This is a genomic window from Halomonas sp. RT37, assembly GCF_040070525.1.
GTDB lineage: Bacteria > Pseudomonadota > Gammaproteobacteria > Pseudomonadales > Halomonadaceae > Halomonas > Halomonas litopenaei.
Map to the genome: position 1 here is coordinate 1,401,815 of NZ_CP098827.1, position 23,381 is coordinate 1,425,195.

General features: G+C 60.4%; 18 protein-coding genes. 7 read left to right on the top strand and 11 right to left on the bottom strand.

The window, feature by feature from the left end:
- Nucleotides 1–81: 81 nt before the first annotated feature.
- Entirely contained in the window at nt 82–567 is a 486-nt protein-coding gene (locus NFG58_RS06290) for a hypothetical protein (protein WP_348827786.1), read from the bottom strand.
- Between the two features lie 48 nt (nt 568–615).
- On the bottom strand, nt 616–1,563 hold the full coding sequence (locus tag NFG58_RS06295) for an SDR family oxidoreductase (RefSeq protein ID WP_124802354.1): 948 nt from the start codon (nt 1,561–1,563) through the stop codon (nt 616–618).
- Nucleotides 1,564–1,754: 191 nt separating this feature from the next.
- Here NFG58_RS06295 and NFG58_RS06300 point away from each other — a divergent pair, with 191 nt between their 5' ends.
- Nucleotides 1,755–2,642, top strand: coding sequence for an AraC family transcriptional regulator (locus tag NFG58_RS06300; RefSeq protein WP_124802352.1), 888 nt, complete (start codon nt 1,755–1,757; stop codon nt 2,640–2,642).
- 191 nt (nt 2,643–2,833) lie between these two features.
- Here NFG58_RS06300 and NFG58_RS06305 read toward each other — a convergent pair whose 3' ends face one another.
- The 3 genes from NFG58_RS06305 to NFG58_RS06315 all read right to left on the bottom strand — a co-directional run bounded on the left by NFG58_RS06305 (nt 2,834) and on the right by NFG58_RS06315 (nt 7,033).
- Nucleotides 2,834–4,423 (bottom strand): ABC-F family ATPase, encoded by a 1,590-nt coding sequence (locus NFG58_RS06305; RefSeq protein WP_124802350.1) that lies wholly within the window; start codon nt 4,421–4,423, stop codon nt 2,834–2,836.
- A 223-nt stretch (nt 4,424–4,646) separates the two neighbouring features.
- Nucleotides 4,647–5,291, bottom strand: a complete 645-nt coding sequence (locus tag NFG58_RS06310) for a GntR family transcriptional regulator (protein ID WP_213228402.1) — start codon at nt 5,289–5,291, stop codon at nt 4,647–4,649.
- Nucleotides 5,292–5,395: 104 nt separating this feature from the next.
- Complete coding sequence (locus NFG58_RS06315; protein WP_348827787.1) at nt 5,396–7,033, bottom strand: BCCT family transporter; 1,638 nt, start codon at nt 7,031–7,033, stop codon at nt 5,396–5,398.
- A gap of 328 nt (nt 7,034–7,361) precedes the next feature.
- Here NFG58_RS06315 and NFG58_RS06320 point away from each other — a divergent pair, with 328 nt between their 5' ends.
- From NFG58_RS06320 to NFG58_RS06335, 4 genes are all read left to right on the top strand, one after another.
- The gene (locus NFG58_RS06320; RefSeq protein ID WP_348827788.1) at nt 7,362–9,020 is read left to right on the top strand and encodes an FAD-dependent oxidoreductase; all 1,659 of its coding nucleotides are present in this window, start codon (nt 7,362–7,364) and stop codon (nt 9,018–9,020) included.
- The gene (locus NFG58_RS06325; protein WP_286984839.1) at nt 9,021–10,130 is read left to right on the top strand and encodes a mandelate racemase/muconate lactonizing enzyme family protein; all 1,110 of its coding nucleotides are present in this window, start codon (nt 9,021–9,023) and stop codon (nt 10,128–10,130) included.
- Nucleotides 10,127–11,614: an aldehyde dehydrogenase family protein gene (locus tag NFG58_RS06330; RefSeq protein ID WP_348827789.1), complete on the top strand. Its 1,488-nt coding sequence runs from the start codon at nt 10,127–10,129 to the stop codon at nt 11,612–11,614. The genes NFG58_RS06325 and NFG58_RS06330 overlap by 4 nt, the downstream gene beginning before the upstream one ends.
- Nucleotides 11,615–11,955: 341 nt before the next feature.
- Entirely contained in the window at nt 11,956–12,894 is a 939-nt protein-coding gene (locus tag NFG58_RS06335) for a LysR substrate-binding domain-containing protein (protein WP_348827790.1), read from the top strand.
- Between the two features lie 179 nt (nt 12,895–13,073).
- On the opposite strand, the gene NFG58_RS06340 is transcribed toward NFG58_RS06335, so the two are convergent.
- The 6 genes from NFG58_RS06340 to NFG58_RS06365 form a co-directional block, all read right to left on the bottom strand.
- Nucleotides 13,074–14,711, bottom strand: coding sequence for a BCCT family transporter (locus NFG58_RS06340; protein WP_181248556.1), 1,638 nt, complete (start codon nt 14,709–14,711; stop codon nt 13,074–13,076).
- 170 nt (nt 14,712–14,881) lie between these two features.
- Nucleotides 14,882–15,469, bottom strand: a complete 588-nt coding sequence (locus NFG58_RS06345) for an HD domain-containing protein (RefSeq protein WP_348827791.1) — start codon at nt 15,467–15,469, stop codon at nt 14,882–14,884.
- Nucleotides 15,470–16,612 carry a TauD/TfdA family dioxygenase gene (locus NFG58_RS06350; RefSeq protein WP_222515376.1) on the bottom strand — a complete coding sequence of 381 codons (1,143 nt, stop codon included), beginning with the start codon at nt 16,610–16,612 and terminating at the stop codon, nt 15,470–15,472. It abuts the gene before it with no gap.
- 243 nt (nt 16,613–16,855) lie between these two features.
- On the bottom strand, nt 16,856–17,050 hold the full coding sequence (locus NFG58_RS06355; protein WP_222515375.1) for a hypothetical protein: 195 nt from the start codon (nt 17,048–17,050) through the stop codon (nt 16,856–16,858).
- Nucleotides 17,051–17,485: 435 nt separating this feature from the next.
- Nucleotides 17,486–17,920, bottom strand: a complete 435-nt coding sequence (locus NFG58_RS06360) for a hypothetical protein (protein ID WP_045990950.1) — start codon at nt 17,918–17,920, stop codon at nt 17,486–17,488.
- A 306-nt stretch (nt 17,921–18,226) separates the two neighbouring features.
- Nucleotides 18,227–19,132 (bottom strand): LysR substrate-binding domain-containing protein, encoded by a 906-nt coding sequence (locus NFG58_RS06365; protein ID WP_287165748.1) that lies wholly within the window; start codon nt 19,130–19,132, stop codon nt 18,227–18,229.
- 381 nt (nt 19,133–19,513) lie between these two features.
- Here NFG58_RS06365 and NFG58_RS06370 point away from each other — a divergent pair, with 381 nt between their 5' ends.
- Together NFG58_RS06370 and NFG58_RS06375 are read left to right on the top strand one after the other, a co-directional pair.
- The gene (locus NFG58_RS06370) at nt 19,514–21,208 is read left to right on the top strand and encodes a hypothetical protein (protein ID WP_348827792.1); all 1,695 of its coding nucleotides are present in this window, start codon (nt 19,514–19,516) and stop codon (nt 21,206–21,208) included.
- Between the two features lie 661 nt (nt 21,209–21,869).
- Nucleotides 21,870–23,291 carry a CoA transferase gene (locus NFG58_RS06375; protein ID WP_348827793.1) on the top strand — a complete coding sequence of 474 codons (1,422 nt, stop codon included), beginning with the start codon at nt 21,870–21,872 and terminating at the stop codon, nt 23,289–23,291.
- The last annotated feature ends 90 nt before the right edge of the window (nt 23,292–23,381 follow it).

A 23,381-nucleotide genomic window follows, 5' to 3' on the forward strand; every position in this document is an offset into this window, starting at 1 on the left:
TGCTTGGAGCAGAGGGACGCATGGCCTTCCATGCAAGGTGAGTGCTTTCTCTCCGGTTGAATACTCGCCATGGCAAGGGTGTCAGTACACGTAGTAGCGTATTCCCGATGTGAAGATGCTTTCATAATCTTCATCCGGGGAAAATACGTAGCTCGGGACGACCTCCGAGAAGACTGAAATATCGATCGGCGTCATCAGCTCAATGCCGATGGGAAGCCTGACTCCCCGGCGTTCGTTGGTATTGTTGCTCTTGTTCTCGAAGCCGTAGTCTTCTTGTCCTTTGAGCAACATGATCCCTGCGCCGGCGTAGAAGATGGGAGTTATACGTGCTAGCAGGTCCTTGGGTGATGTGTACAGGTGCGCATTCAGATGAAGCATGAATGAGTCGTCAAAGTCTGTGTGGGCGCCAAGCTCTGCACTGAAGTTTTCGTAAAATGCCTTGTCCGAGTAGTGTAGCTGTTCGTTGTTGTAATTTGCGATGCCGATGCCAAAGTGTAGCGTATCGCTGGCCCCCATGGTTGGCGCAAGGAATAGAACCGTCGCGATCGGAAGGGTCATGATATGCATTGCTTTTGCTCTCTTGTTTTTTCTGGTTTTTTCGTCTTGTCGAGATTTTTATATTTGCCATCCGATAGATGTTTCTTTTTCTGAGACTGCCCATAATTTCTCGGCGACGGCCCTGTCCCAGACAAATGGTTTGATCTCACATTTTCCGACTGGCCCTATCCAGTTAAATAAGCCGGAAGGACCATAATAAGCTTGCTGTTCGAGGTTTTTAGTGGTGGCACACATCACTTCCGGGTAGGCGCCTCTTTCCGCTGTTTGCACCATCGGTGATTTTGCCATCAACGAAAAGATCAAACGTGACGCCACATTGGCCTTTTCGTTTATCAGGGAAGTCCGGGATGCACCAGGATGGCACACATATACTTTTATGTTTTTCCCTGCCTCTGTTGTTCTTCTCTGTAACTCGTAAGCAAATATCATCTGAGCTAGCTTGCTATGGCAGTAAGTGCTGTTTGGGTGGTAATTCTTGTTCCAGTTCATATCATCGAACTGGATGGTTTTTAAGCCCATCTTGTAGCCTTCACTGCCAACTACGACTATGTGCCCGTTCGAATCATCGATTCGCTGGTAGAGCAGTCCACAAAGAAGGAAATGGCCGTAGTGGTTTACGCCGAGATGACTTTCAAAACCATCCTGAGTAAATTCCTGCCTGGCGACCTGTGCAATAGCACCGTTGCAGATAAGGGCATCAATTCGGGGGAGCGTTGCCAGTACTTCTGCCGATGCTTTACGCACCGAGTCAAGCGAAGCAAGATCCAGTCGAACGAACGTTGCTTGTACCTCTCTACCGAATTCTTGTTTCAGTGCTGCTATCGCTGCTTCCGATTTTTCGACACTACGATTCATCATCACCACCCCGGCGCCTTTGGACACTAGAATGCGCGCCGCCTGAAAGCCCGTACCTGAGTTGGCTCCAGTAATTACATAGGTGTTTCCCTGCAGGGACTCGAGTTGATCTGGTGTCCAGCCCTTCGCTAGGGTTTTTTTTGTACACATTTTCGTGTCTCCAATTCTAGCCAGACCGACTAGTAAAACAGTGACTGAAGTTTGTGGCGCCAATGATAACTCTCGGCCATGCGTGAATGTAGACCAGATAATCTCTAAAACATGCCTATTCGTATCACTTCGTTGACTTTGTCTCTTTTGGTTGATAGCTTTCTTCCACTAAGTTATTCGAGTTTTGTCGAATGAGCAGGCACAAGATAAAAGCGCTTGTCGAAAGCAAGCTTCACGAAGATGGGGTGATGGAAACGGGGGTATCGGGCGTTCAGATATTCCGTGTTACTGAGGCGCTTCATTGTACTCCTGCCGTCTACGAACCTAGCGTGATCGCGATCGTAGGCGGTTCCAAGGAAGCCATCGTGAATGGCAGGCGATATGTGTATGACAGCAGCCAATACATGTGTTGCCCCATTTCGTTGCCGGTCGAGGCGGGTACCCCGGCTGCCTCCCCAGAAAATCCCTTGTTGGGTGTGTCTATTTCCCTGAATACAAAAGTGATGAAAGAAATAGTTATTCAGGTAGAAAGCACCGCAGCGGGGGCTGAAAAACCTCGTGGGGATTCATTGTCGCAAAGCGTATCTCTCGCCCGATGGGATGATGAATTTTCTGAAGCACTGTTACGCTTGTTGCAATTAGGTGATAGCAAGACGCAGACCGAGGTTCTCGGAGAAGGGCGCCTTCGCGAGTTGTACTATGCCGTTTTGATGGGAGATGCCGGGGCTTCGGCGAGGCTCGCTTTTGGAGTCGGCAACGAGATTGCCAGAGCCATCGAATATTTACAGTCCCGCCTCGATGAAACTGTCACCATTGACGAAATCGTCTCGTATGTGGGGATGAGTCGTGCTGTTTTTCATCGGAAATTCAAGCAGGCGACCACGATGTCACCCATTCAGTTCGTGAAAACGATGCGGCTGAACAGCGCCGCCATGAAGATTGCTACGGGAATGAACGTGAGCGAAGCGTCAATGGCGGTCGGGTACGCAAGTGCTTCGCAATTCAGTCGAGAGTTCAAACGACTGTATGGAAAGTCCCCCAAGCAGTGGAGCCAATACCAGGCGCTTGCCAGGGGCTAGAGAAGTGGCAGGCATTCAGGTTTCAGGGGGAGAGCCCCAAGCGAGGGCGCCGAGCGCGTAATACCTGCTCGCCATTGTCTTGCCCGCTGCGATGGGTATCGATATTGGGTCGACCACGAGGTGATCTCGCTGAAGGCGGTAAATCCGGCTCGCAGGGCAGCATCCGCCGCCCTGCGTGTGTGAGTGGTAACTTATCCGAGCACGCCCTGGCTACGCAGGTAGTCGTCGTAGCTGCCACTGAAGTCGACGATGCCATCGTCCTTCATCTCGATGACGCGGGTGGCCAGTGAGCCGACGAACTCGCGATCGTGGCTGACGAAGATCAGGGTGCCGGGATAGTGCTCGAGCGCCAGGTTGAGCGCCTCGATGGACTCCATGTCGAGGTGGTTGGTGGGCTCGTCCATCACCAGCACGTTGGGGTTCTGCAGCGAGAGCTTGCCGAACAGCATGCGTCCCTGTTCACCGCCTGAAATCACCTTCACCGACTTGCCGATATCATCATTGGAGAACAGCATCCGCCCGAGGGCGCCGCGCACGATCTGCTCACCGGCGGTGGTCCACTGCTGCATCCATTCGAACAGGGTTTCGCCCCCCTCGAAGTCCGCCGCGTGGTCCTGGGCGAAATAGCCCACTTCGGCGGCATCGGTCCATTTGACCTCACCGGCATCGGGCTCCATCGCGCCGACCAGGCAGTTGAGCAGGGTGGTCTTGCCGATGCCGTTGGGGCCGATGATGGCGACCCGCTCTCCGGCTTCGATGCGCAACCCGAAGCGCTCGAACAGGACATTGTCGTCCCAGGCCTTGGACAGCGCTTCCACTTCCAGCGCCTGGCGGTGGATCTTCTTGTTCTGCTCGAAGCGAATGAACGGACTGATCCGTGATGACGGCTTGATCTCGTCGAGCTGGATCTTGTCGATCCTGCGCTGGCGTGAGGTCGCCTGCTTGGCCTTGGAGGCATTGGCCGAGAAGCGACTGACGAACTGCTTCAACTCGGCAATTTCTGCCTTTTTCTTGGCGTTTTCGGACTGCAGACGTTCACGCGCCTGGGTGGCCGCGGTCATGTACTCGTCATAGTTGCCGGGGAACAGCTGCAGCTCGCCGTAGTCCAGATCCGCCATGTGCGTGCACACACTGTTCAGGAAGTGGCGATCGTGGGAGATGATGATCATGGTCGACGAGCGCGCACGAAGAATGTCCTCGAGCCAGCGAATCGTGTTGATGTCCAGGTGGTTGGTCGGCTCATCGAGCAGCAGCACGTCGGGGTCGCTGAACAGCGCCTGAGCGAGCAGTACGCGCAGTTTCCAGCCCGGTGCCACCACACTCATCGGCTGGTCGTGCTGCTCAAGCGGAATCCCCAGACCCAGCAGCAGCTCACCGGCACGAGCCTCGGCGGTGTAGCCGTCGAGCTCGGCGTAGCGGACTTCGAGGTCTGCCACCGCCATGCCGTCTTCTTCGCTCATCTCGGCCTGGGAGTAGATGCGCTCGCGCTCAGCGGTCACGCTCCACAGTTCTTCGTTGCCCATGATGACGGTGTCGATGACACGTTCGTCCTCGAAGGCGAACTGGTCCTGGCGCAACTTGCCCAGGCGAGTGGTGGCGTCCTTCATCACCTGGCCGCTGGTCGGCTCGAGGTCGCCCCCGAGGATCTTCATCAGGGTCGACTTGCCACAGCCGTTGGCCCCGATCAGACCGTAGCGGTGGCCCTGGCCGAATTTGACAGAAACGTTTTCAAACAGCGGCTTGGGGCCAAACTGCATGGTGATGTTGGCGGTAGAGAGCACGGCAGAGTATCTCGCGGGATGAACATGAATGAGAGACTTGGGCCGGCACGGCAAGGGGCTTCGACCAAAGTGGAGGGCGCATTGTACGCGTCTGACCCGGTGGCTAGCTACTCGAGAACCGGGCGGCACCGGCAGCTGCCGGCCGGCGGGGCAGGGAAGGCCTTTGAAACGTGGAGTGAATCTTGGCGGTACGTCGTGAGAGGGGAGGGGTGGCAGGCTCGGTTTAGCCTCGTGTGTTGGTGGGCGTGTGTAAACGGGTGAAGCGGTCTCGTGATACCGTCAAGTGCTTGTCCAGCTCCCGCTCGGCCAGGAAGGTGTTGCGCTTCAGGGCGTTGGCAATATCGTAGTGGCCGGCGTTGGATAGATCGAAGGTGCGGGTCATGTTGTTGCGAGCGAGGCGGATCTTGTCTGCTACCAGGCGATAGGAGTCAATGAGGTATTGATTGCCGGAAGATTCGATCAAGGTCATGTGGTATTGGTAGTCGAACGCTTCATAGCTCAGCCAGTCTTCTTTCGAGATGGCTTCATCCATCTGATGGCACAGGGTCAACAGACTGTCTGAGAGGGATAACACATCTCGAGACATGTGCAGGGCGCCAATCTCCATCATCTTTCGGTACGCCATGAGCTGTTCAAGCTCGGTCAGCGTGGGGTTCCAGATCCTGTTGCCGCTCTTGGGTGAAATGGTGATCAGCCCTTCATGCTGCAGGCGTTTCAACGCCTCGCCTACCGGGCTGCGTCCAATCCCGAGGCCCTCGGTCAATTCCTTGATCGAGATCTTCTGGTCCAGGGCATAGGTGCCTTTCAGGACGCGATCCTTGATGATGGTATATGCCTGCTGCGACATCGACTCGGCACCGTCGGCCATCCTTCTTCTCCTGTTCTTGCTCTTTAGACCGTATCCGTTCCGCCGTGACAACGGGCGAGGTGCCAATGACACCAAGCCCGTGTGTTTTACTGTCGATCGTGGACTTAGTCCAGTTCTGGCGATACTGCGCCGGTATTGACTGGTGCATCGATGCCAGTGGTGGTCGGCGTTAGATACTTCTTGCCATCGATATCTCGCACCGCCGTTTCGTTGAACAGATCCCGATTCAGCATCAGCATGAAGCTACGTCCAACGATGGCGATGACGAAGCACAGCGGGAACCCCGTCAGGATCGATATCGTCTGTAGTGGCGTCAAGCTTTCTGGATTGAGGAAGTAGAGCGCTGTGGAGACCAGCCCGACCAGCACCAGCCAGAAAGACGCGTTATAGCGTGACGCCTCCTGCTCGGGAAGCAGGGTCTTTTGCGTCGCCGAGGCTAGTGAATAGCCGACCGCACATTGACCGCTGACATAGGACAGCAGGGCTACCAGACCGAACACCACGATGAACAGTCCTGCGGCAGGCAGTTGCTCGAGCATGGCCTTCACCACCTCGCCGCGACCCGCCTCGTTCATCACCGCGATGAGGTCCAGTTGGCCGCTGGTCTGGAGGTGGATGCCGAATGCCGGAAAGACCATGTAGAACACCATGCAGCCCAGCGACCCGGCCACCAGGCCGGCGAAGACGATTCCCCGAATGGTCCTGCCACGCGATATCTTGGCGATGAAAAGTCCGTAAGGCAGGGCGTAGACGACCCACCAGGAGAAGTAGAAGATCGTCCAGGCTTGGGGAAAGCCGGTATTGCGAATAACGTCTGTGGCGAAGCTCATGTAGACGAAGTTCTGGAGCATCAGGCCCAGCCCGTCTACCGATTGGTTGAGCGTGAAAGACAGCGGGCCACACGCCAGGACGCCCACCAGCAAGGCAATATCCAGGCGGACGTTGAAATTGGACAGGCGAGCGACGCCTTTCTGCAGGCCGAGGATCAGCGCCATCATCGGAATGGCGGTCCACAGAAATATCACGAAGACGTCGAGTACCGGGTTGCCTGCCTGCATGCCAAATGCGTAGGCGAAGGTGCTCGAAATAAGCGGCGTGCCAAGGGCGATCGACGTCATGACGCCGCCGATGATGCCGAACATATACAGAAAGTTGATGGCGTGACCGACCAGGCCATCGGCCCAGCGCCCTAGCACCGGGCGAGTCAGTTCACTGAGTTTCAGGTTGCGTTGCTTGCGGACGTACATGGCATAGCCGATCGGTATCGCGCAGGCGATATACCAGGCCCATGCCGAGGGGCCCCAGTGAAACATGCCGAACGCGCTGGCCCAGCGTGCCGCCTCTGCAGTACCGGGCTCGGCGCCGAAGGGAGGCGACTGCATGATCCAGATCCATTCGGCGGCGCTGAGGTACAGCAGGCTACCGCCGGTGCCCGAGGTGAAGATCATGCCCAGCCAGGTGAGGGTCGAGAATTCTGGACGAGTGTCGCGGTCTCCCAGAACCACCTTGCCGTAACGCGACATCGCCAGATACAGGCAGAAGCTGATCGCGCCGATGGTGGCCAGCAGGAAGAACCAGCCAAGTTCGTTGGTGGTGAAGGCGTGAATCTGATGGAGGAGGCTCCCGCTCTGCTCGGGCCAGAGGGAAAAGACCAGAGCCAGTAGCAGGGTGAGGAGGAGTGCAGGCATGAACACCGCTGGATCGATGCCGGCGATTTCCTTTCTTATTTTCTGATAGCGCATGGGCGAAGCCTTTGCAGGTGAAAACAAAAACCCTGTCGAAGCAGGGGGCGGGCGTGTTGTGGCTATCTAAAATGCTAGTTTAGGGGTTGTCTTTCAACTGCTGTGCGAAGGTGATGTCGTGTCAGAGCGAGAGATGTCACTGAGTGATCCCTTTAATTTCCATAAAAAACAAACATATGAAGGTTTGTTGTGTTTTGGTTAAAGGTTTTTCGCTACGACAAAAGTCTATGCTGTTGTGATGCGCATGACTATTTCGCGTCTTCACAACACCAAATCTAGAATGTTAGATTGTGGTCAGTCATCACCTTTCCTGGCTGGAGCAGCCCGCATGGTTTCAGAGGTCGACATCATCATCATTGGAGCAGGCTCCGCCGGCTGTGTATTGGCGGAAAGGCTGTCACAGGATTGCGATCGACAGGTGCTGGTGATTGAGGCAGGAGCCCGCGGCAAGACGCCGACAATCTCGGTGCCGGCGGGGTTCGTCCATCACTTCAACAGTCCTCGCTACAACTACTGCTATCGCTCCGAACCTGAGCCCGAGCTGGGGCAGCAGCGGGTTTACCAGCCCCGGGGGAAGGGGGTTGGTGGCTCCGGTGCGATCAACGCCATGATCTACGTGCGTGGTGATCGGCGAGACTTCGATGACTGGGCTGCGGTCAGCTCTCCACGTTGGTCCTATGACGCTGTCCTGCCCTATTTTCGGCGCCTGGAGCGACACCATAGCGAGGACACAAGGTATCACGGTCGTGATGGCAGCATTGGGGTCCTTTCCACCCGGGATAGTGCCCCCGAGCTTTGCCATGCCTTCTTCGCTGCCTGTGACGCGTCTGGACTGCCGAATAATCATGACTTCAACGGCGAGCGCCTGGATGGCTATGGCTTCTACGACATGAATGTTCGGGCCGGTCTGCGTTCATCGAGCGCTCGGGAATACCTGACCCCGGCGCTGAAGCGCTCGAATCTGTCGCTGATGACGCAGACGCAGGCGAGGCGACTGGTGTTCGAGGGGCGACGTGCCGTCGGTGTCGAGGTCGCGTGCGGTGGCGAACGACGCACGATCAAGGCCCGCCAGGAGGTAATCCTGTGTGCCGGAGCGGTGGATTCTCCGAAGTTGTTGCAGCTTTCTGGCGTTGGGGACGCCAAGGCATTGGCTCGACTGGGCATCGATAGTGTCATCGACAACCCCAGGGTTGGGCAGAATCTGCAGGATCATTTGTGCGGCAGTCTGTTCTTCGAGAGTCGCGAGCCGACACTCAACGTGACGCTTGGCCGGCTGACGGGCAAGTTGCGGGCTGGCTGGGACTACGTGAGTCGCCGCCAGGGTCCCTTGGCCTTTGGCGTCAAGCACGCTGGCGCCTTTGTCCCCCTCGAGGGGACGGGGGTGTCGGGTCACGGGGAGCACCCGGTGCAAGGGAGTGGCGATGGTCACGCCAAGGCGCAGGTGTTCTTCAATCCCATCTCCTACGCCCTGCCGGAAGAGGCCGGGGGGCGCCTGGTGTTGCATCGGCACGCCGAGGTGTCGCTTTTCTACAATGTCTGCCGACCCTACAGTCGCGGCTCCGTGACGCTCAAGAGCGCTGACCCCGACGATGCGCCGGCAATTCACAATCGTTACCTGTCCGATGCTCGTGACAAGGCAGAACTGCTCGCGGCCTTTCGTCAGGTACGCAGTCTAGCCAGCGCGGGGCCGCTCAAGGACATCCTGGTCGATCACCGCGGTTACGCCGATATGCACAGTGACGAGGCCATTCTCGACGACTTCCGGGCGTCGTGCGGGTCGATCTACCACCTCTGCGGAAGCTGCGCCATGGGTACCCGGCTCGAGAATTCGGTCGTCGACCCGTCACTCAAGGTTCACGGAGCCGAGGGCCTGAGGGTCGTCGACGCGTCCATCTTTCCCAACATTACCTCCGGCAATACCCAAGCCCCCACCTTGATGGTGGCCGAGGTGGCCGCCGACATCATTCGCCAGTCCTGGAACACTTAGATGAAAATCAAGAAGGTCGAATCTTTCTACAGCGAGGACGTTGGTATCGTCCGCGTCACCATGGCCGACGGCAGCCAGGGCGTGGGCCAGGTGTCCACCTACAACGCCGACATCAGTGTCGAGATCATGCATCGTCAGGTGGTTCCCTGGTTCGAGGGGCGCGACATCAACGGGATTGATGATATCGCTGACAGCGTGGCCCTGGTGCTGGAACGCCAGCACAAGTTTCTGGGCTCATATCTCTATCGCGCGCTGTGCGGTGTCGAGACGGCGCTGTGGGACTGGCTCGGCAAGGCTCATGACAAGACGGTCTGCGAGCTACTCGGTGGTACGGTTCGACCGCTCAGGGTCTATGCCTCCAGCATGAAGCGCGACATTACCCCCGAGCAGGAAGCTGAACGCTTTCTACGCTTGCGTGATCGCCACGGCTATGACGCTTTCAAGTTTCGTGTGGGCGCCGAGTGCGGTCGTAACCAGGATGAATGGCCGGGGCGCACGGAGGCGATCATCCCGACCATTCGTCGAGCCATGGGGCCTGACGTCGACCTGCTGGCCGACGCCAACAGCTGCTTTCGACCGGAGCGCGCCATCGAGGTAGGGCGTCTTCTGCAGGACAATGGCATCCAGCATTTCGAAGAACCCTGCCCCTATTGGGAAATGGAGTGGACTCGCCAGGTCACGGCCGCGCTGTCGCTGGACGTGACAGGGGGCGAGCAGGATCACTATCTGCCGGCCTGGCAGAAGATGATCGATGACCGCGTGGTCGACGTGCTGCAGCCAGACATCTGCTATATGGGCGGCATCACACGCACCCTTCAGGTGGTGGAAATGGCCCGCAAGGCTGGGCGTGTCGTGACCCCTCACACCGCGAATCTCAGCTTGGTGACCATCTTCACCCTGCACCTTCAAGGGGCCATCGACAATGCTGGCCCTTATCTCGAGTTTTCCATCGAGGAAGACGACTACTATCCCTGGCAGTACGGCATCTATGACAACTTCCCGGTGGCCAAGGATGGCAAGGTTGCCATCCCCGACGAGCCAGGCTGGGGCATCCGCGTGCGCCAGGACTGGCTGGAATCCGCCCACTACCGAGCGAGCGAATTGACATGACAGCACTCAAGACTCTTTGCGAGAAAGCCGGCGTGATCGATCCGACGCCGCACCTTACGCCGCAGCACTTCATTGACGGGCGGTGGCATACGTCTACCTCGGGCGAGACTATCGAGGTTACCGATCCCGGCAGCGAGAGCACGATTGCGCACATCGCCAGGGGCACCCCGGAAGACGTCGAGGCTGCAGTAACCGGCAGCCAGCGTGCCTTCGAACACTGGCGCCGCCTTGCGCCTGCCGACCGGGCCGAGCACCTCTTTCGTCTCGCCGACACGGTGCGCCGCAATAGCGAACTGCTCTCGGTCATCGAGTGTCTGGATTCGGGCAAACCCTACGCCGAGGCCGAAGCTGATATTCAGGGGGCAGCGTCACAGCTCGCCTACTATGCAGGGCTAGCCGACAAGATCGCGGGAAGCACCACCCCCCTGGGCGACGGGTTTGTCTCGATCAATCGCCGCGAGCCGGTGGGGGTGACCGCCCACGTCGCTCCGTGGAACTTTCCGCTGTTGACCGCCGTACGCGGGATCGCCCCGGCACTGGCGGCCGGCTGTACCGCGGTCGTCAAACCGTCCGAGCTGACGTCGCTGTCCACGCTGGTCATGGCGGCCTTGTTCAGCGAAGCCGGCCTGCCCGACGGTGTGGTCAATGTCGTGACCGGCTATGGTCACGATATTGGCGATGCCCTGACGTCCCATCGTCTGGTTCAGCACGTGACCTTTACCGGTTCGGTTGCGACCGGGAAGCAGGTAATGAAGTCGGCTGCCGACAATGTTTCCAGCGTGCTGCTGGAGTTGGGCGGCAAGTCCCCTGCCGTGGTGCTGGCCGACGCCGATATCGACAAGGTCGCCGAGGACATGGTCTGGGCGATCTACTACAACGCCGGCCAGGTATGCACCGCCGGTTCACGCCTGGTGATCCACGAGTCCCAGCACGAAGCCTTCATGCAGGCCTTTCTGCCGCGAGTGGCGGAGCTGACATTGGGACATGGCCTCAAGGGACGAGACATCGGCGCTATCAACTCCGCCGGCCACCTGGCCAAGATTGCCTCCTTCGTCGATGACGCCAAGGCGCGCGGCTTGACCATCCGCTGTGGCGGAAATGTTACCCGTGACCCTGAGAGCGGCAAGGGGCTCTTCTTTGAGCCCACCGTGATTGATCGACTGGAGCGTGATGACCGACTGGTGCAGGAAGAGATCTTTGGTCCGGTCCTGGCGGTACAGGTGGTCGCCAGCGATGAGGAAGCCCTCTCGATTGCCAATGGCACCGACTACGGCCTTGCCGCCTGTGTCTACAGCCGCGATGTCGCCAGGGCGCTTAGACTTGCCGCCGAGATCGATGCAGGTCAGGTCACCATCAACCAGTACTTTGCCGGCGGAATATACGCACCGGTCGGTGGCACCAAGCACTCAGGGTTTGGCCGAGAAAAGGGCCTTTTGGCACTCGACAATTACCTGAGGAACAAGAACGTGACGGTCAAGCTCTAGGGCTTGTCTGAAAAGTGCCTGCGCTCGTCGACTTTTCGGACAGCGCCTAGCGTCCCTGGACGGCTGAATGATACCGCGCCACCCGTGTGGTGGTGCGGTATCGAGCGCTGTTCACCCGTCTTCCCCATGCCAAACGCTCGGCCAGGTGGTACTTGGCCGAGCGCCCCTCTTGCCTGGCATCTTCCTGCCGATTCCCTCACCATATCCCCTTCAGATCACCGCACCCTTCGCGGCGCGCTCGCCAACCGCCTGCCTTGCACTGGATGGCTGGTGGTATCTGCCGCTGTCTGTCACCCCAGGGGCGTCCCTGCAAACTACCCGGCCCATCACATCTTCTGCCTATGAACCCCAACCCCGCTTCCATGAAGTCGCTGATCGCCTTCGAGGCCACGGCCCGGCTCGGCTCCATGACCGCCGCCGCGGAGGCCGAGCGAACCACCCAGCCGACCATCTCCCAGCGAATCCGGGGGCTGGAGGAATACCTGGGGTTGGTACTGTTCGACCGGCACGGCGGCCGGCTGAGCTTGACCGTCGAGGGCGAGCGCTTCTACCGCGAGATGGCGCCGAGTCTCACCACCCTCAGAGACACCTGTGATCGCTTCGTGCGCCACGGCCAGGGGCCAGCGCCAACGGTCGTCATCGCAGCCGACGCGGGTTTTACCCACCTGTGGCTGTTGCCTCGGCTACCGGCGCTCAAGCGGGCCTTTCCCGACTTCAGCTTTCACCTGATGCCGATCGATCGCTCGGACGATCCGCAGCTGCTGGCCGCCGACATCGCGATTCGTTTCGGGCCTTATCTGCCCCAGGAAGAGGGGCAGTTGGTGGCCCGGGAGGCGGTCTTCCCGGTGTGCAGCCCAGACTACGCGCAGGCACATGGGCTTTCAGGCCCCCTGTCAGCACAGGACCTGTCACGGCTCTTGCTGTTGCATCAGGACATCAGGAATCCGCGCTGGCTCGACTGGGCCCAGTGGTGCCGCCATGCGGGGCTCACTCCACCCCCGGCGGCGGATATCTTCGCCTACCACAACTACGCGCTGTTGCTGAACGCGGCGCTGGCGCATCAGGGCGTGGCGCTGGGCTGGTCGAACCTGGTCGAGGAGTATCTGGTCACCGGCCAGCTCACTGCCCTGGGACCGCAGGTCACGCGGGAAGACTATGGCTACTGGCTGAGCGTCAAGCACCAGCGCAGCGCGGTCACGGAGCCGGTCAGGGACTGGCTGCTGGACGCGGTGCATCGTGGTGAGGGTGCCACCTCGGGAGACCCGGGGCGGTTACGCTGAGGGGGCGCCAGATCGGGGCTGATAAGACGCACTGACGTAAAGCAGGGCATGCATTGGGCGTGGATGCGTTCGCCATGGTGATGGCAAAGGTGCAGAGAGGTAGAGAGGAAGAGAGATGACGAGGATAGAGAGAGGCGGGGCCCAGGACCCCGTGCCCGATGTGGGCACGGGGCGGCCTGTCAGCGCCGGCGCGGGCGCAGTCGAAAGCCTTGGCGATAGGGATCGCCCGGTTCGCGGAACAGCGAGAGCAGCACGCCGAGGGTCATGACCAGGATGACCACGCTGACCGGCAGGGCGGCAGCGATCAGGGCGGTCTGCAGGGCGGAAAGCCCACCGACCACCAGCAGCACGGCGGCCACCAGGCCGATCACCACACCCCAGAAGACGCGGAACAGCTTGGGCGGATCGTCATCGCCCAGCGACAGGATGGTGGTCAGCACCAGGGTGCCGGAGTCGGATGAGGTGATGAACCAGCTCATCAGCAGGAACACCATCATGGCCGACAGCACCCAGCCGAAGACGCCAGAGCCGACGATCCCGTCCGCGGTGGCGAACAGCGCAGACGGCAGATCCCAGGCGCGCACCATCTCCATGATGCCGGCAGTGCCAGCGCCACCGGCGGCGTTCAGCTCCTGGTGGATGGCGTTGCCGCCGAAGATGACCAGCCAGACAAAGGCCAGCAGCGTCGGTACCAGCAGCACACCGAGGACGAATTCGCGCAGGGTGCGGCCCTTGGAGATGCGAGCGATGAACAGCCCGACGAAGGGAGCCCAGGCGAGCCACCAGCCCCAGTAGAAGATGGTCCAGGCCTGCTGCCATTCGCTGGTACCGGATTGCTCGGCGTACCACAGGCCCATGGGAATGACCTCGGTGGCGTAGTCCGCCAGCGTCTCGCCGAAGGTCTGGATCAGCCACAGGGTCGGCCCGCCGAACAGGAAGATGCCGATCACGACCGCGGATACCCAGATGTTGAGCACCGAGATGATGCGGATGCCCTTCTGCACGCCGCTGACTACCGAGATGATCGATAGCGTCGAGATCACCGCGATCAGCACCAGTTGGGTCGGCAGGCCATCGTCGATGCCGAACAGCTTTTCCAGTCCCACGCCCATCTGGCTGACGCCGAGTCCCAGCGAGGTGGCCACACCAAACACGCAGCCCAGCACGCCGAAGATGTCGAACAGATGCCCGGCGGGCCCGAAGATGCGATCGCCGATAAAGGGGTAAAGCGCCGATCTTAACGCCAGCGGCAGGCCCTTGCGGTAGGCGAAGTAGGCCAGCGACATGCCGACGATGACGTAGATCGCCCAGCCGTGCAGCCCCCAATGGAAGACCGTCACCCGCAGCGCGTCGATGGCGCGCTCATGCCCGATGGCGGTGGCCCCGGCCATGTCGGCGTGGGGGTTGTTGGGGTAGCCGAAGGAGTCGGTATTATCGAGATAGAAGATCGGCTCGGCGACACCGAAGAACAGGATGCCGATACCGATGCCGGCGGAGAACAGCATCGAGAACCAGGCGAAGTTGCTGAACTCCGGTCGGCTGTCGTCGGTGCCCAGGCGAATGCTGCCGTAGCGACTGCAGACGATAAAGGCGCAGACCACCAGCAGGGCGACCACGGTCACCAGGTAGTAGCCGCTGAAGGTGCCCTCGATCCAGGCGCGTGCGGTGCCGAAGACCACGGCGGCGGTGTCGGAACTGAGACCGGTGAACAGTACGAAGAGCAGGATCAGTGCCCCTGACGTGATCGTCATGCCGCGGTGCATGCCCTGGAAGGGGCCGCGTTGTTCGAGTTCGGTCACCTTGTAGTCGGTGCCCATCACCGCGTGGGGATTGTCGTCGGAGGGAGACCCCGGGGAAGATGATTCTGGAGTAGCGATAGTCTGTGTCCTCTTGAGCCGGACCTCGGGCCGGCGATCCCGCTGCCGCTACCGTGAGCGGCCTTGTCGGCGCGGCGGCTCGGGGCGAGCCGCCGCGTCAGACCTGTGGCTCATGGCTCCAGCGGATGCTCCTCGCCGATCACCTCCGGATCGAAGGGCTGGCGAGCGAAGATGCGCCGCAGCATGGGCTCGAAGTGTTCCAGTGGTGGCGTCGGATAGTCCGGATCGAACGCCGCCTGATCGTAGCGTTCACAGAAGTCCACGCAACTCTGGTACCAGGGATGGTCCCGGTAGCGATCGCGTTCGTGCGGATCCTCTCCGAAGTGGTGCGCATAGTACACTTTTTGAAACAGCCCGTGGTGATGGATCACCCAGGTCACTTCGGCGCGCACATAGGGCCGGATGATGGCGGCGGCCAGCTGGGAGTGGTTGTAGGGTGCCAGGTCGTCACCGAGATCGTGCAGCAGCGCGGCCACGATCATGTCCTCGTCGGCACCGTCGGCTTCGGCCCGTGCCGCCGACTGCAGCGAGTGTTCCAGACGCGTCACCTGGTAGCCGCTCAGGCTGTTCTCGAGTCGGCGCAGCGCGTCCAGCAGGCGGTCGACCAACCCCTGGTTGAAGTTATCTTCGAGTTGCTCGAGAAAGACGTATTCCTCCCGAGTCCCGTCCTTCATCTGGCGAAACGTGACCGTTTCCATTCAGGCGACCTCCTCGATGGACGCATGTTGCTTCAAGAGACTGGCGAAACGCTCCCGCGGGCCGTCGGTATCCAGGTAGCAACCCTGCAGGTGGCGCTGTCCTTCGTTGCTGTCATAGCTGGTGCGGCCGTGTAGTACGCGACTGTTGTCGAACAGCATCAGTTCGCCGGCGCCGAGCGCGAAGCGTACCTCGTAGGTCGGGTCGGCAAACAGCTCGCCAAGGCGCTGGCGGGCGCGGTGGAACAGCCGTGTCTCGGCGTCGGAGAGCAGCGGCAGGCCATCCAGGCGCGGGCTGTAGTGAACGCCGGTGGGGCGACCGTCGTCATCGGTCTGGATCATGGTGCGCTGGGTCACCAGCTGGGTGCCGGCGTCGACGAAGCGAAAGCGTACCGGGGTATGTTTCAGTAGCTCGTAGCCCTCGGGGGTCTCCTGGCGTAGCCGCTCGAGAACCTTGAGGCTGTCGACCAGGGTGGACAGGCCGCCGCTGGTCTCGTTGACCAGACAGTGCAGCAGCTGGATACCCGGCACCGGGTTGCGGTAGGGGTTGTCGGTGTGGGGACCAAGCGCCACGCTGCGATAGGCCAGGTCATTGCCGCTGGGGCGTGAATAGACCTCGAAATAGCGACCGAAGTTGGTTTCCTTGACGTAGCCATAGTGGCTGCCGACCTGAAGGATGCGTTCCGGGTCGGTGGGTACCTTGTAAAGCACCAGATAGCCGTAGCGTAGATAGGCATCCAGTGACTCGCGAAAGACGTCGGGGTCGTCAAGCACCTGGGTCCAGTCAAAGCGCACCTTGTTCTGATCGAGCGAGGCGTCCCAGGGTTCGGCGGCCGGAAACAGCTCGCTTTCACCGAGTTCCTCGGCCAGGACGCGCAGATCGTAGGTCTCGCGATGGCCGTCGCTGAAGGCCAGCGCCACATGCTGCTCATCGACCTGGGTCGCCTGGGTCAGCGCCAGATTCGCGTCGATGGCATGGGAGTCGAACAGCCGTTGCTGGGTCATCGGCTCCAGTTGATCCGGCGCCTGGGTGCGTTCGCGCAGCCACAGCGGGCTGATTTCGCGGGACTGCTGGCCGTCGATGACAACGATGGCCGGGGGCTGTTCTTGGATGACGAACTCAGGGCGGGAGGTTGGCTTTCGCATCGCGGGTCTCCGGTGTCTGGCAAGCGTTCGGCGCGCATGCTGAGCCATCTCCCGGCGAAGGAGTAGAGGCGCTGGCTTATCCTCCACCATGCATTTTCTTTATACCCGTGATGGCAAAGCGCCCGGCAGTACCGGACGCCTGAGGTAGACGCTGTAATACGCGCAGAGGGGTTCATGGCCGTCAAGCTAACCTGGATTTGGCTCCAGGCGACAGCTCTCTACGGCCGCCAGTTGTCGCGAGTGTTATCCGGTGTCGAGCCTTGGCGTGAATGGTGGCGCGAGGGGGGGGCGTAAGCGGCTGTCGAGACCCGCAAGAATCACGTCGTTGCGAAATTCCGCGCGCACCAGATCGTCCTGTGTCAGACACAGTGTCTTGAGTTGGGCGGACGGCTTGGAAGAGGTGGTGAGGCTGCGAGCAGGGCGGGTGGAAGTGGTCATGTCTGTATCCTGGTCCCCTTGTGAGTCGGCAAGCGCCGACCCAGGGGTTAGGAGTCGCACGCCGCTTTAGCTGCACTTGTATTCCGCCCGCAAGTTGGTGCTTAAATCGGCGGCGTTACGTTGTTCGGTAATAAAAAGTGTTCGGGCAACAAAAAACCCGCTCAGCAATAGCTAAAGCGGGCCTCTGGCGTCGCTTTAGCTGCATTTTTTAAAGCGCCCGCAAGCTGAGATTCAAATCGGCGCTGGTTACAACCTATCCCGCAGGTGACCGGCTGTCAATGAGGGGGGAGGATGGGCGGTCTTTCTCTCGTCGGGCTGGTGTAGCCCTGCTGACGTCGCTAGCGAAAAGGGGGCTTGGGTATGCTGATGGCCTAGATGCCCCCCGGTGAGCAAGTGGTTGCTCATCGGGGGCGCGTCTGTTCTGGCGACGTCGCCTCAGGCGGTGGCGAGGGGCGCCGGGCGTTCCAGGGTCAGCAGGGTGTCGTGGTCGCGCAGTCGATAGAGGGTGTAGCAGGCGGCCAGCATCGGCAGGGCGGCGAAGAACAGCATATGGCCGAAGGGATCGGTCACCATCGCCGGGATAGTCACCAGTGTCGAGACGCCGTGTACCAGCAGCACGCCACCATAGCTTATGCGCTTGAAGCTGCCGCTGACGAAGGCCAGGATCAGCACCAGTTCGAGCACACCTAGCGCCACCACGACGGCGGTGCCGACGCCGGCGATGCCGAAGTACTTGTCCATGATCCCGCTGCCCTGGCTTGGATTGATGAACTTGCTCAGGGTCCAGACCAGCAGTACCAGAAAGATGCCGATACGCATCGCCAGCAGCCCGCCCTTGAGGCCCGCCATCTCGTTTCCTTCAGTGTGCATCTGAGCTTCCTTGGTCGTCTTCTAGGGGATGGCGCTCGATGGGCGAGCGCCGTGGGGGGCTGTGTCGCATCTGAAAGCGGGACCTTACAACCAGAAGAAAACTTTTCGTGCAGGAGCAGCGAAGGGGCCAGGCCATTTGCCGAGCCACCGAAAACGGAGGGGCTCAGCCGGCGACGCCCCTGGTAGCTGTTCGGACGGGGGCTACTTAGATCGGGCCTACTCGGATGGGGCTTACTCGGGCGGAGCTAGCTCGGACGGGGACTACTCGCGGGGGGCTTACTCGGGCGGGGACTGCTATGACCGGGCCTACTCGGGTGGGGCCTGTGGTGCGGCGCAGCCTTTGAGGTGGTCGACGAACTGGCGCACCTTGGCGAGCTCTCCCAGGTGCTCGGGATAGACCAGGTAGTAGGCGTTGGGACCGCGCAACAGGGTGGGCCAGGCGGGGACCAGGGCGCCGGCTTCTAGTTCATGGTCGATCATGAAGCGTGGAATCAGGGCAAGGCCGCCGCCGGCCATGACCGTGCGAATCAGCGTCTGAAAGGTCTCGAAGCGGATGCCGTGGTAGCTGCGATCGGTGCGAATACCCTGTTCGTCGAACCAGCGGTGCCAGGCGTCGGGGCGGGTCGACAGGTGCAGCAGCCGGCAGTTGGCCAGATCGGCGGGGCTGTCGATGCGCTGGCGCGCCAGGTAGCCGGGTGCGCCGACTGCCATTACCTCTTCCTCGAACAGCTTGTGACATTCGAGGTTGGGCCAGCTGCCGTGGCCGTGGAAGATCGCTACGTCGATGCCTTCGTTTTCCAGATCGAAGGTCTCCACGCGGTCGGACAGGTGCAGGGTGATACCGGGGTGAGCCTCGAAGAAGGCCGGTAGCTGCAACGACAGCCAGCGCGTGCCGAAGGTGGGAAGCGTGGCCACCTTGAGCACGTCACCGTGGCCGCTGTAGGTCATGATGGCGTTGGCCGACATCTCGAGGTGGGCCAGGATCTTGCGCACCTCGGTCAGGTACAGCGAGCCCTCCGGCGTCAGCACCAGGGTGCGCCTGAGTCGACGGAAGAGCTTGTGCTGAAGGTAGTCCTCGAGCTGGGCCACCTGCTTGCTGATGGCGCTCTGGGTGATGCTCAGCTCATCCGCCGCCCGGGTGAAACTCAGGTGCCGGGCGGCGGCTTCGAAACACTGAAGCGTGGTGGTCGAGGGGAGATGACGGGCCTTCATCGAACGCTGACTCCAGCGTAAAAAACGCCATTCTACCGCAGTCGAGGGACTACCGTTGAGGTCGATACCGTCTGCAGATATACGCCAGCAATGGCCGGTCAGATGTTTTTCAGGCCATTGCCAGGGCACCGTTCGGGCACATCTACGCAGCAATCGACACTGGTTCCGGCATGGAGGTCCGGTAAAACTCACCGTCTTGATCGCTCGTAAAATACAAGATGGATGTGAGGAATCTTCTTTCCATATCGCTTCTTTTTTCGACGCTTTATCGCAGCTGCTTTGCCTGAAAAGTCGGTGAAGCAATGATGGGGTCGGAAAGCGTAGAAACTGGGCTAGGCTGTTGTCTTTTCTTGTGTGGAAGTTCACAGGTGAGGATGTTCTATGCCACTTTTTACGATCTCCGGACTTGACTCGTCGGCCTCTGCCGAGCTCGCCGTCACCTCGCATGCGCTGGCGACCTACTCGCAGACAGACCGTGCGCTCGGGCTTCCCCTTGGACAGATGCTGGTGACCCTGGACAACATCGCAGGACCGGGGACCTTTTCAGCCAATCAGGTCACCAGTGGCCTGCCGGGTGGCTGGCGAGAAGTCTCGGCCAGCGAACTGGGGTTGCCATCCTCTCTGGTGGACGTCGATGGCTACATCACGCTTCAGAGCCCCTTGCTCGGCAATGTCTCCCGTGGCCCGCAGCTCAAGGTCCTGGCCGAGCAGGACGCCCTGGGCAACATCAGCCGCGTCAGCGTGGCCTATGCCGGTACCAATGCCCCGGTAGATGTCGTCGACTACTCCTTTCTGAATTCCGGCAAGGAGATCGCGAAGACCATGGCACCCGTGCTGTCCGGGGTGGCGTCGTTCATGGACCAGCATGGGCTTGAGGGTGATGACGCCATCATTACCGGCTATAGCCTGGGTGGGGCGCTGGCCAATATCCAGGCGCGCTTCTCGGATCAGTTGGCGGGCGGGTTCTTCGCTGACAGTCACTATCTTGGCCATGCGTCACCGCTGATCTTCGAAGCCGACAATGTGCTCAATATCGGTTTCGAGAACGACGTCATCCATCGTTTCGTCGGTGACCACGAGGATCTGAAGTCGGCGCTCGCGGGCTTCGATGGCTTTCTGGAGAACAGCGATGAGAGCTACTCAAGCTCCGTGGACAATCTGGTGCTGTTCGATGCTGTCTACAGCAAGTCACCCTGGCTGTTGGCCAGCGACAGCGGGCTGAATCCCTTCGCCTGGGGCGCGCATCTCGGTGGCATCACGTCGGACGCGGTCGCGCGCATTGTCTCCTCATCATTTTATGAGCTGATGAGTCAGGACAGCGTAGTGGTGGTGTCCTCGCTTGGTGCCGCTGGGCGCGCGATACACTGGGTGGGCGACGTCGACTCGCCGACATCCAATCACGCGGGCGAGCCGGCCTTTATTGTCGGCAGTGTCTTTGACGACCTGCTGCGTGACGGCACGTCAGATGATTACATCGAAGGCTTTGCCGGAGACGACCAGATCCGGGTCTCGACCGGCACCAATCAGGTCGAAGGGGGGCAGGGCACCGACACCCTGTTATTTGAGGGAGAGGCGGACGACTACGAGGTCTACCGGCTGGATGATGGGCGGATTGGCGTGTCCGGCAATGATTCCCTGACCCTGGCGAGCGGCATCGAGCGCATCGAGTTCGAGTATGGCGGCGGCTTTCGCGGTGCCGGTCCCGGCCTGCGCTACGTTATCGAAGACGATCGTCTGGAAGACGAGTTTCGATTCGATTGGTTCGATCGCGATATTGCCTTCGTCGATGCACCTCAGGAAGGCCAAGGCGGCGAGTGGTCGAGGGAAGAGGTCGCGCTTGCCGATGCCGGCGATAGCGTCTTCTCGGCCGCGGCCCGTGACGACGCCCTTCACCTTGGTGACCTGTTCGATGACGAGGCTTCCTTCAGCGCTGAATCTTCTCGTGCCTCGGGCGACGGCATCTTCGGCTGGCAAGGTGGCGCCATGGCGCTGGCCGGACTCGAGGCTGCCGCCTCCTTTGTCGGACCGGCACTGAGTGGGCATGTGGAACTGCCGGAGGCATGGCAGGCGATTTAAGATCTGCAACAGGGCGCGGCTGGGGCCTGAAAGCGATTCTTCAGACCGTCCGCGTCCGTTTTCAGGCCATGAAGACACATCGGCCTGCTCGACCGCCCCCACGGCAAGCCCCTTGCGATAGTTGTCCGCCCCCTGCACGCCGATGGCCACGCAACGGCGCTCGAACACCATCCCCAACCCGTGCACGCCCAATACCGCCCGGTCTCCCGGGCGTCGTTGTTTGTGGCTTCAACTTTAGATGCAACGCCAGGACGTGATCGCCTGCTGAGGATGTCGCCGTGATGTCGATCGGCTGGGCACACCATCGTGATGCTGGCGCGCCTCGGGCGGTGAGTACCGTATCGGGTTCTCACTTAGTGGGTTTTGATATTTTCAAAACTTATATCTGGATTGCGAATAACTGAATTGTACTGGTCTGTAGTCCCCATATTCTGAGGCATAACCAAGAAGGAGCCCCACCAAGGGTCGATTCCCCTCGGTGCAGATTAAACAAATTTTATAAAGGGCCGATCCCTATGACCGCTATCGCTTCCCTTCTCGTCGCTGGCCAGATCGGTGAACGTGCCTCTCCGGGCCATCAGCACGCCTGCCACCGTGCCTCCGGTGTGGCCAGTCGCCAGCTGACGCTGGCGCTCGATACAACAACACAGGAGACAAGTTGATGGCCAACACACCACTGGACGAACCAAAGAAAGGGCCTCTGGACGGCGTGACGGTACTGGACTTCTCGCGGGTGCTTGCAGGGCCCTACTGCACCATGGTCCTGGCGGACCTTGGCGCTCGCGTCATCAAGGTCGAAAAGATCGGCACCGGTGACGACACACGAGAGTTCGGCCCCTTTGTCGAAAACGAAAGTGCCTACTTCAGTTGCTTCAATAGAAACAAGGAAAGCATCGTACTGGACATCAAGTCGCCGCGTGATCGCGAGTTGCTGGAGCGCCTGCTGGACGAGGCCGATGTGCTGGTGGAGAACTTCAGGCCCGGGGTCATGGAGCGTCTTGGCTATGGGCCGGAGCGTCTCGCCCAGACCCATCCTCACCTGATCTATTCCTCGATTTCAGGCTTCGGTCACACCGGCCCGTTCAGCGAGTTGCCAGGCTACGACATGGTGGTGCAGGCCATGGGCGGCGTGATGAGTCTGACCGGTTGGCCGGACGGTGAACCGGCCCGAGTCGGTACCAGCTTTGGCGACCTGAGCGCGGCCCTGTTTGCGGCGGTGGGCATCATCTCTTCGCTGTACAGCCGAACCAAGGACGCCCAGGGGACCCGTGTCGATATCGGCATGCTGGACTGCCAGGCGGCGATGATGGAAACGGCGCTGGCACGCTACGACATCGAAGGCGTCGTGCCGAATAGAACCGGTGATTGCCACCCGTCGCTGGCGCCCTTCGAAAGCTTCAAGGCCGAGGATGGCAAGCTGGTCATCGCCGCCGGCAACGACACCCTGTTTCTGCTGATGGCCGATGCCATCGGCGCCTCGCGACTGGCCTTCGATCCCCGGTTCATCACCAATGATCTTCGCTGCCAGAATCGCCCGGCGCTGGTGGAGGAGATGGAACGCATCCTGACGACCAGGCCCGTGCAGCACTGGGTCGACCTGCTCAACGAGGAAGGCGTTCCCTGCTCACCGATCAACACCATCGACAAACTGCTCGATCATCCCCAGTTGAAGGCGAGAAACATGATCGTCCAGGTCCAGGGAAGCGCCGGGAAGCCCTTCAGGACGGCGGGCAACCCGATAAAGATGACCGGCAGGGTGGACCTTGGCAGCGACACACCGCTGGTGGCGCCAGGCCTGGGTCAACATCGACAGGCCATTCTCGATGAGTTGATGGCGCGTCACGGCTCCTATTGCCTGCCTTCCACGCCAGGGCAAGCCGGCAAGGCGGGGTCGGCCAAGGCCGACACGGCATCCTCGGGGCAACGTCAAGGAGCCCAAGGCGATCAAGCAGCGATGGCCAGGCAAGACTCGCGCAAGGCGAGTGGCAGCGCCGCCACCCGGATAAAGGGGGCCCCGGCGGCCTCCGATAACCAGGGTCAAGGACCCGCTCGAGATCTGGGCAAGCGGGTCGGAAAACCCTAGTCGTCAGATGCGTTTTTTCATCAGATGTACGCCGCTTGGCGATATCGGGTCGTGAATATCCGGTGTGGCGCGGCGCAGTCAGGTCGCATC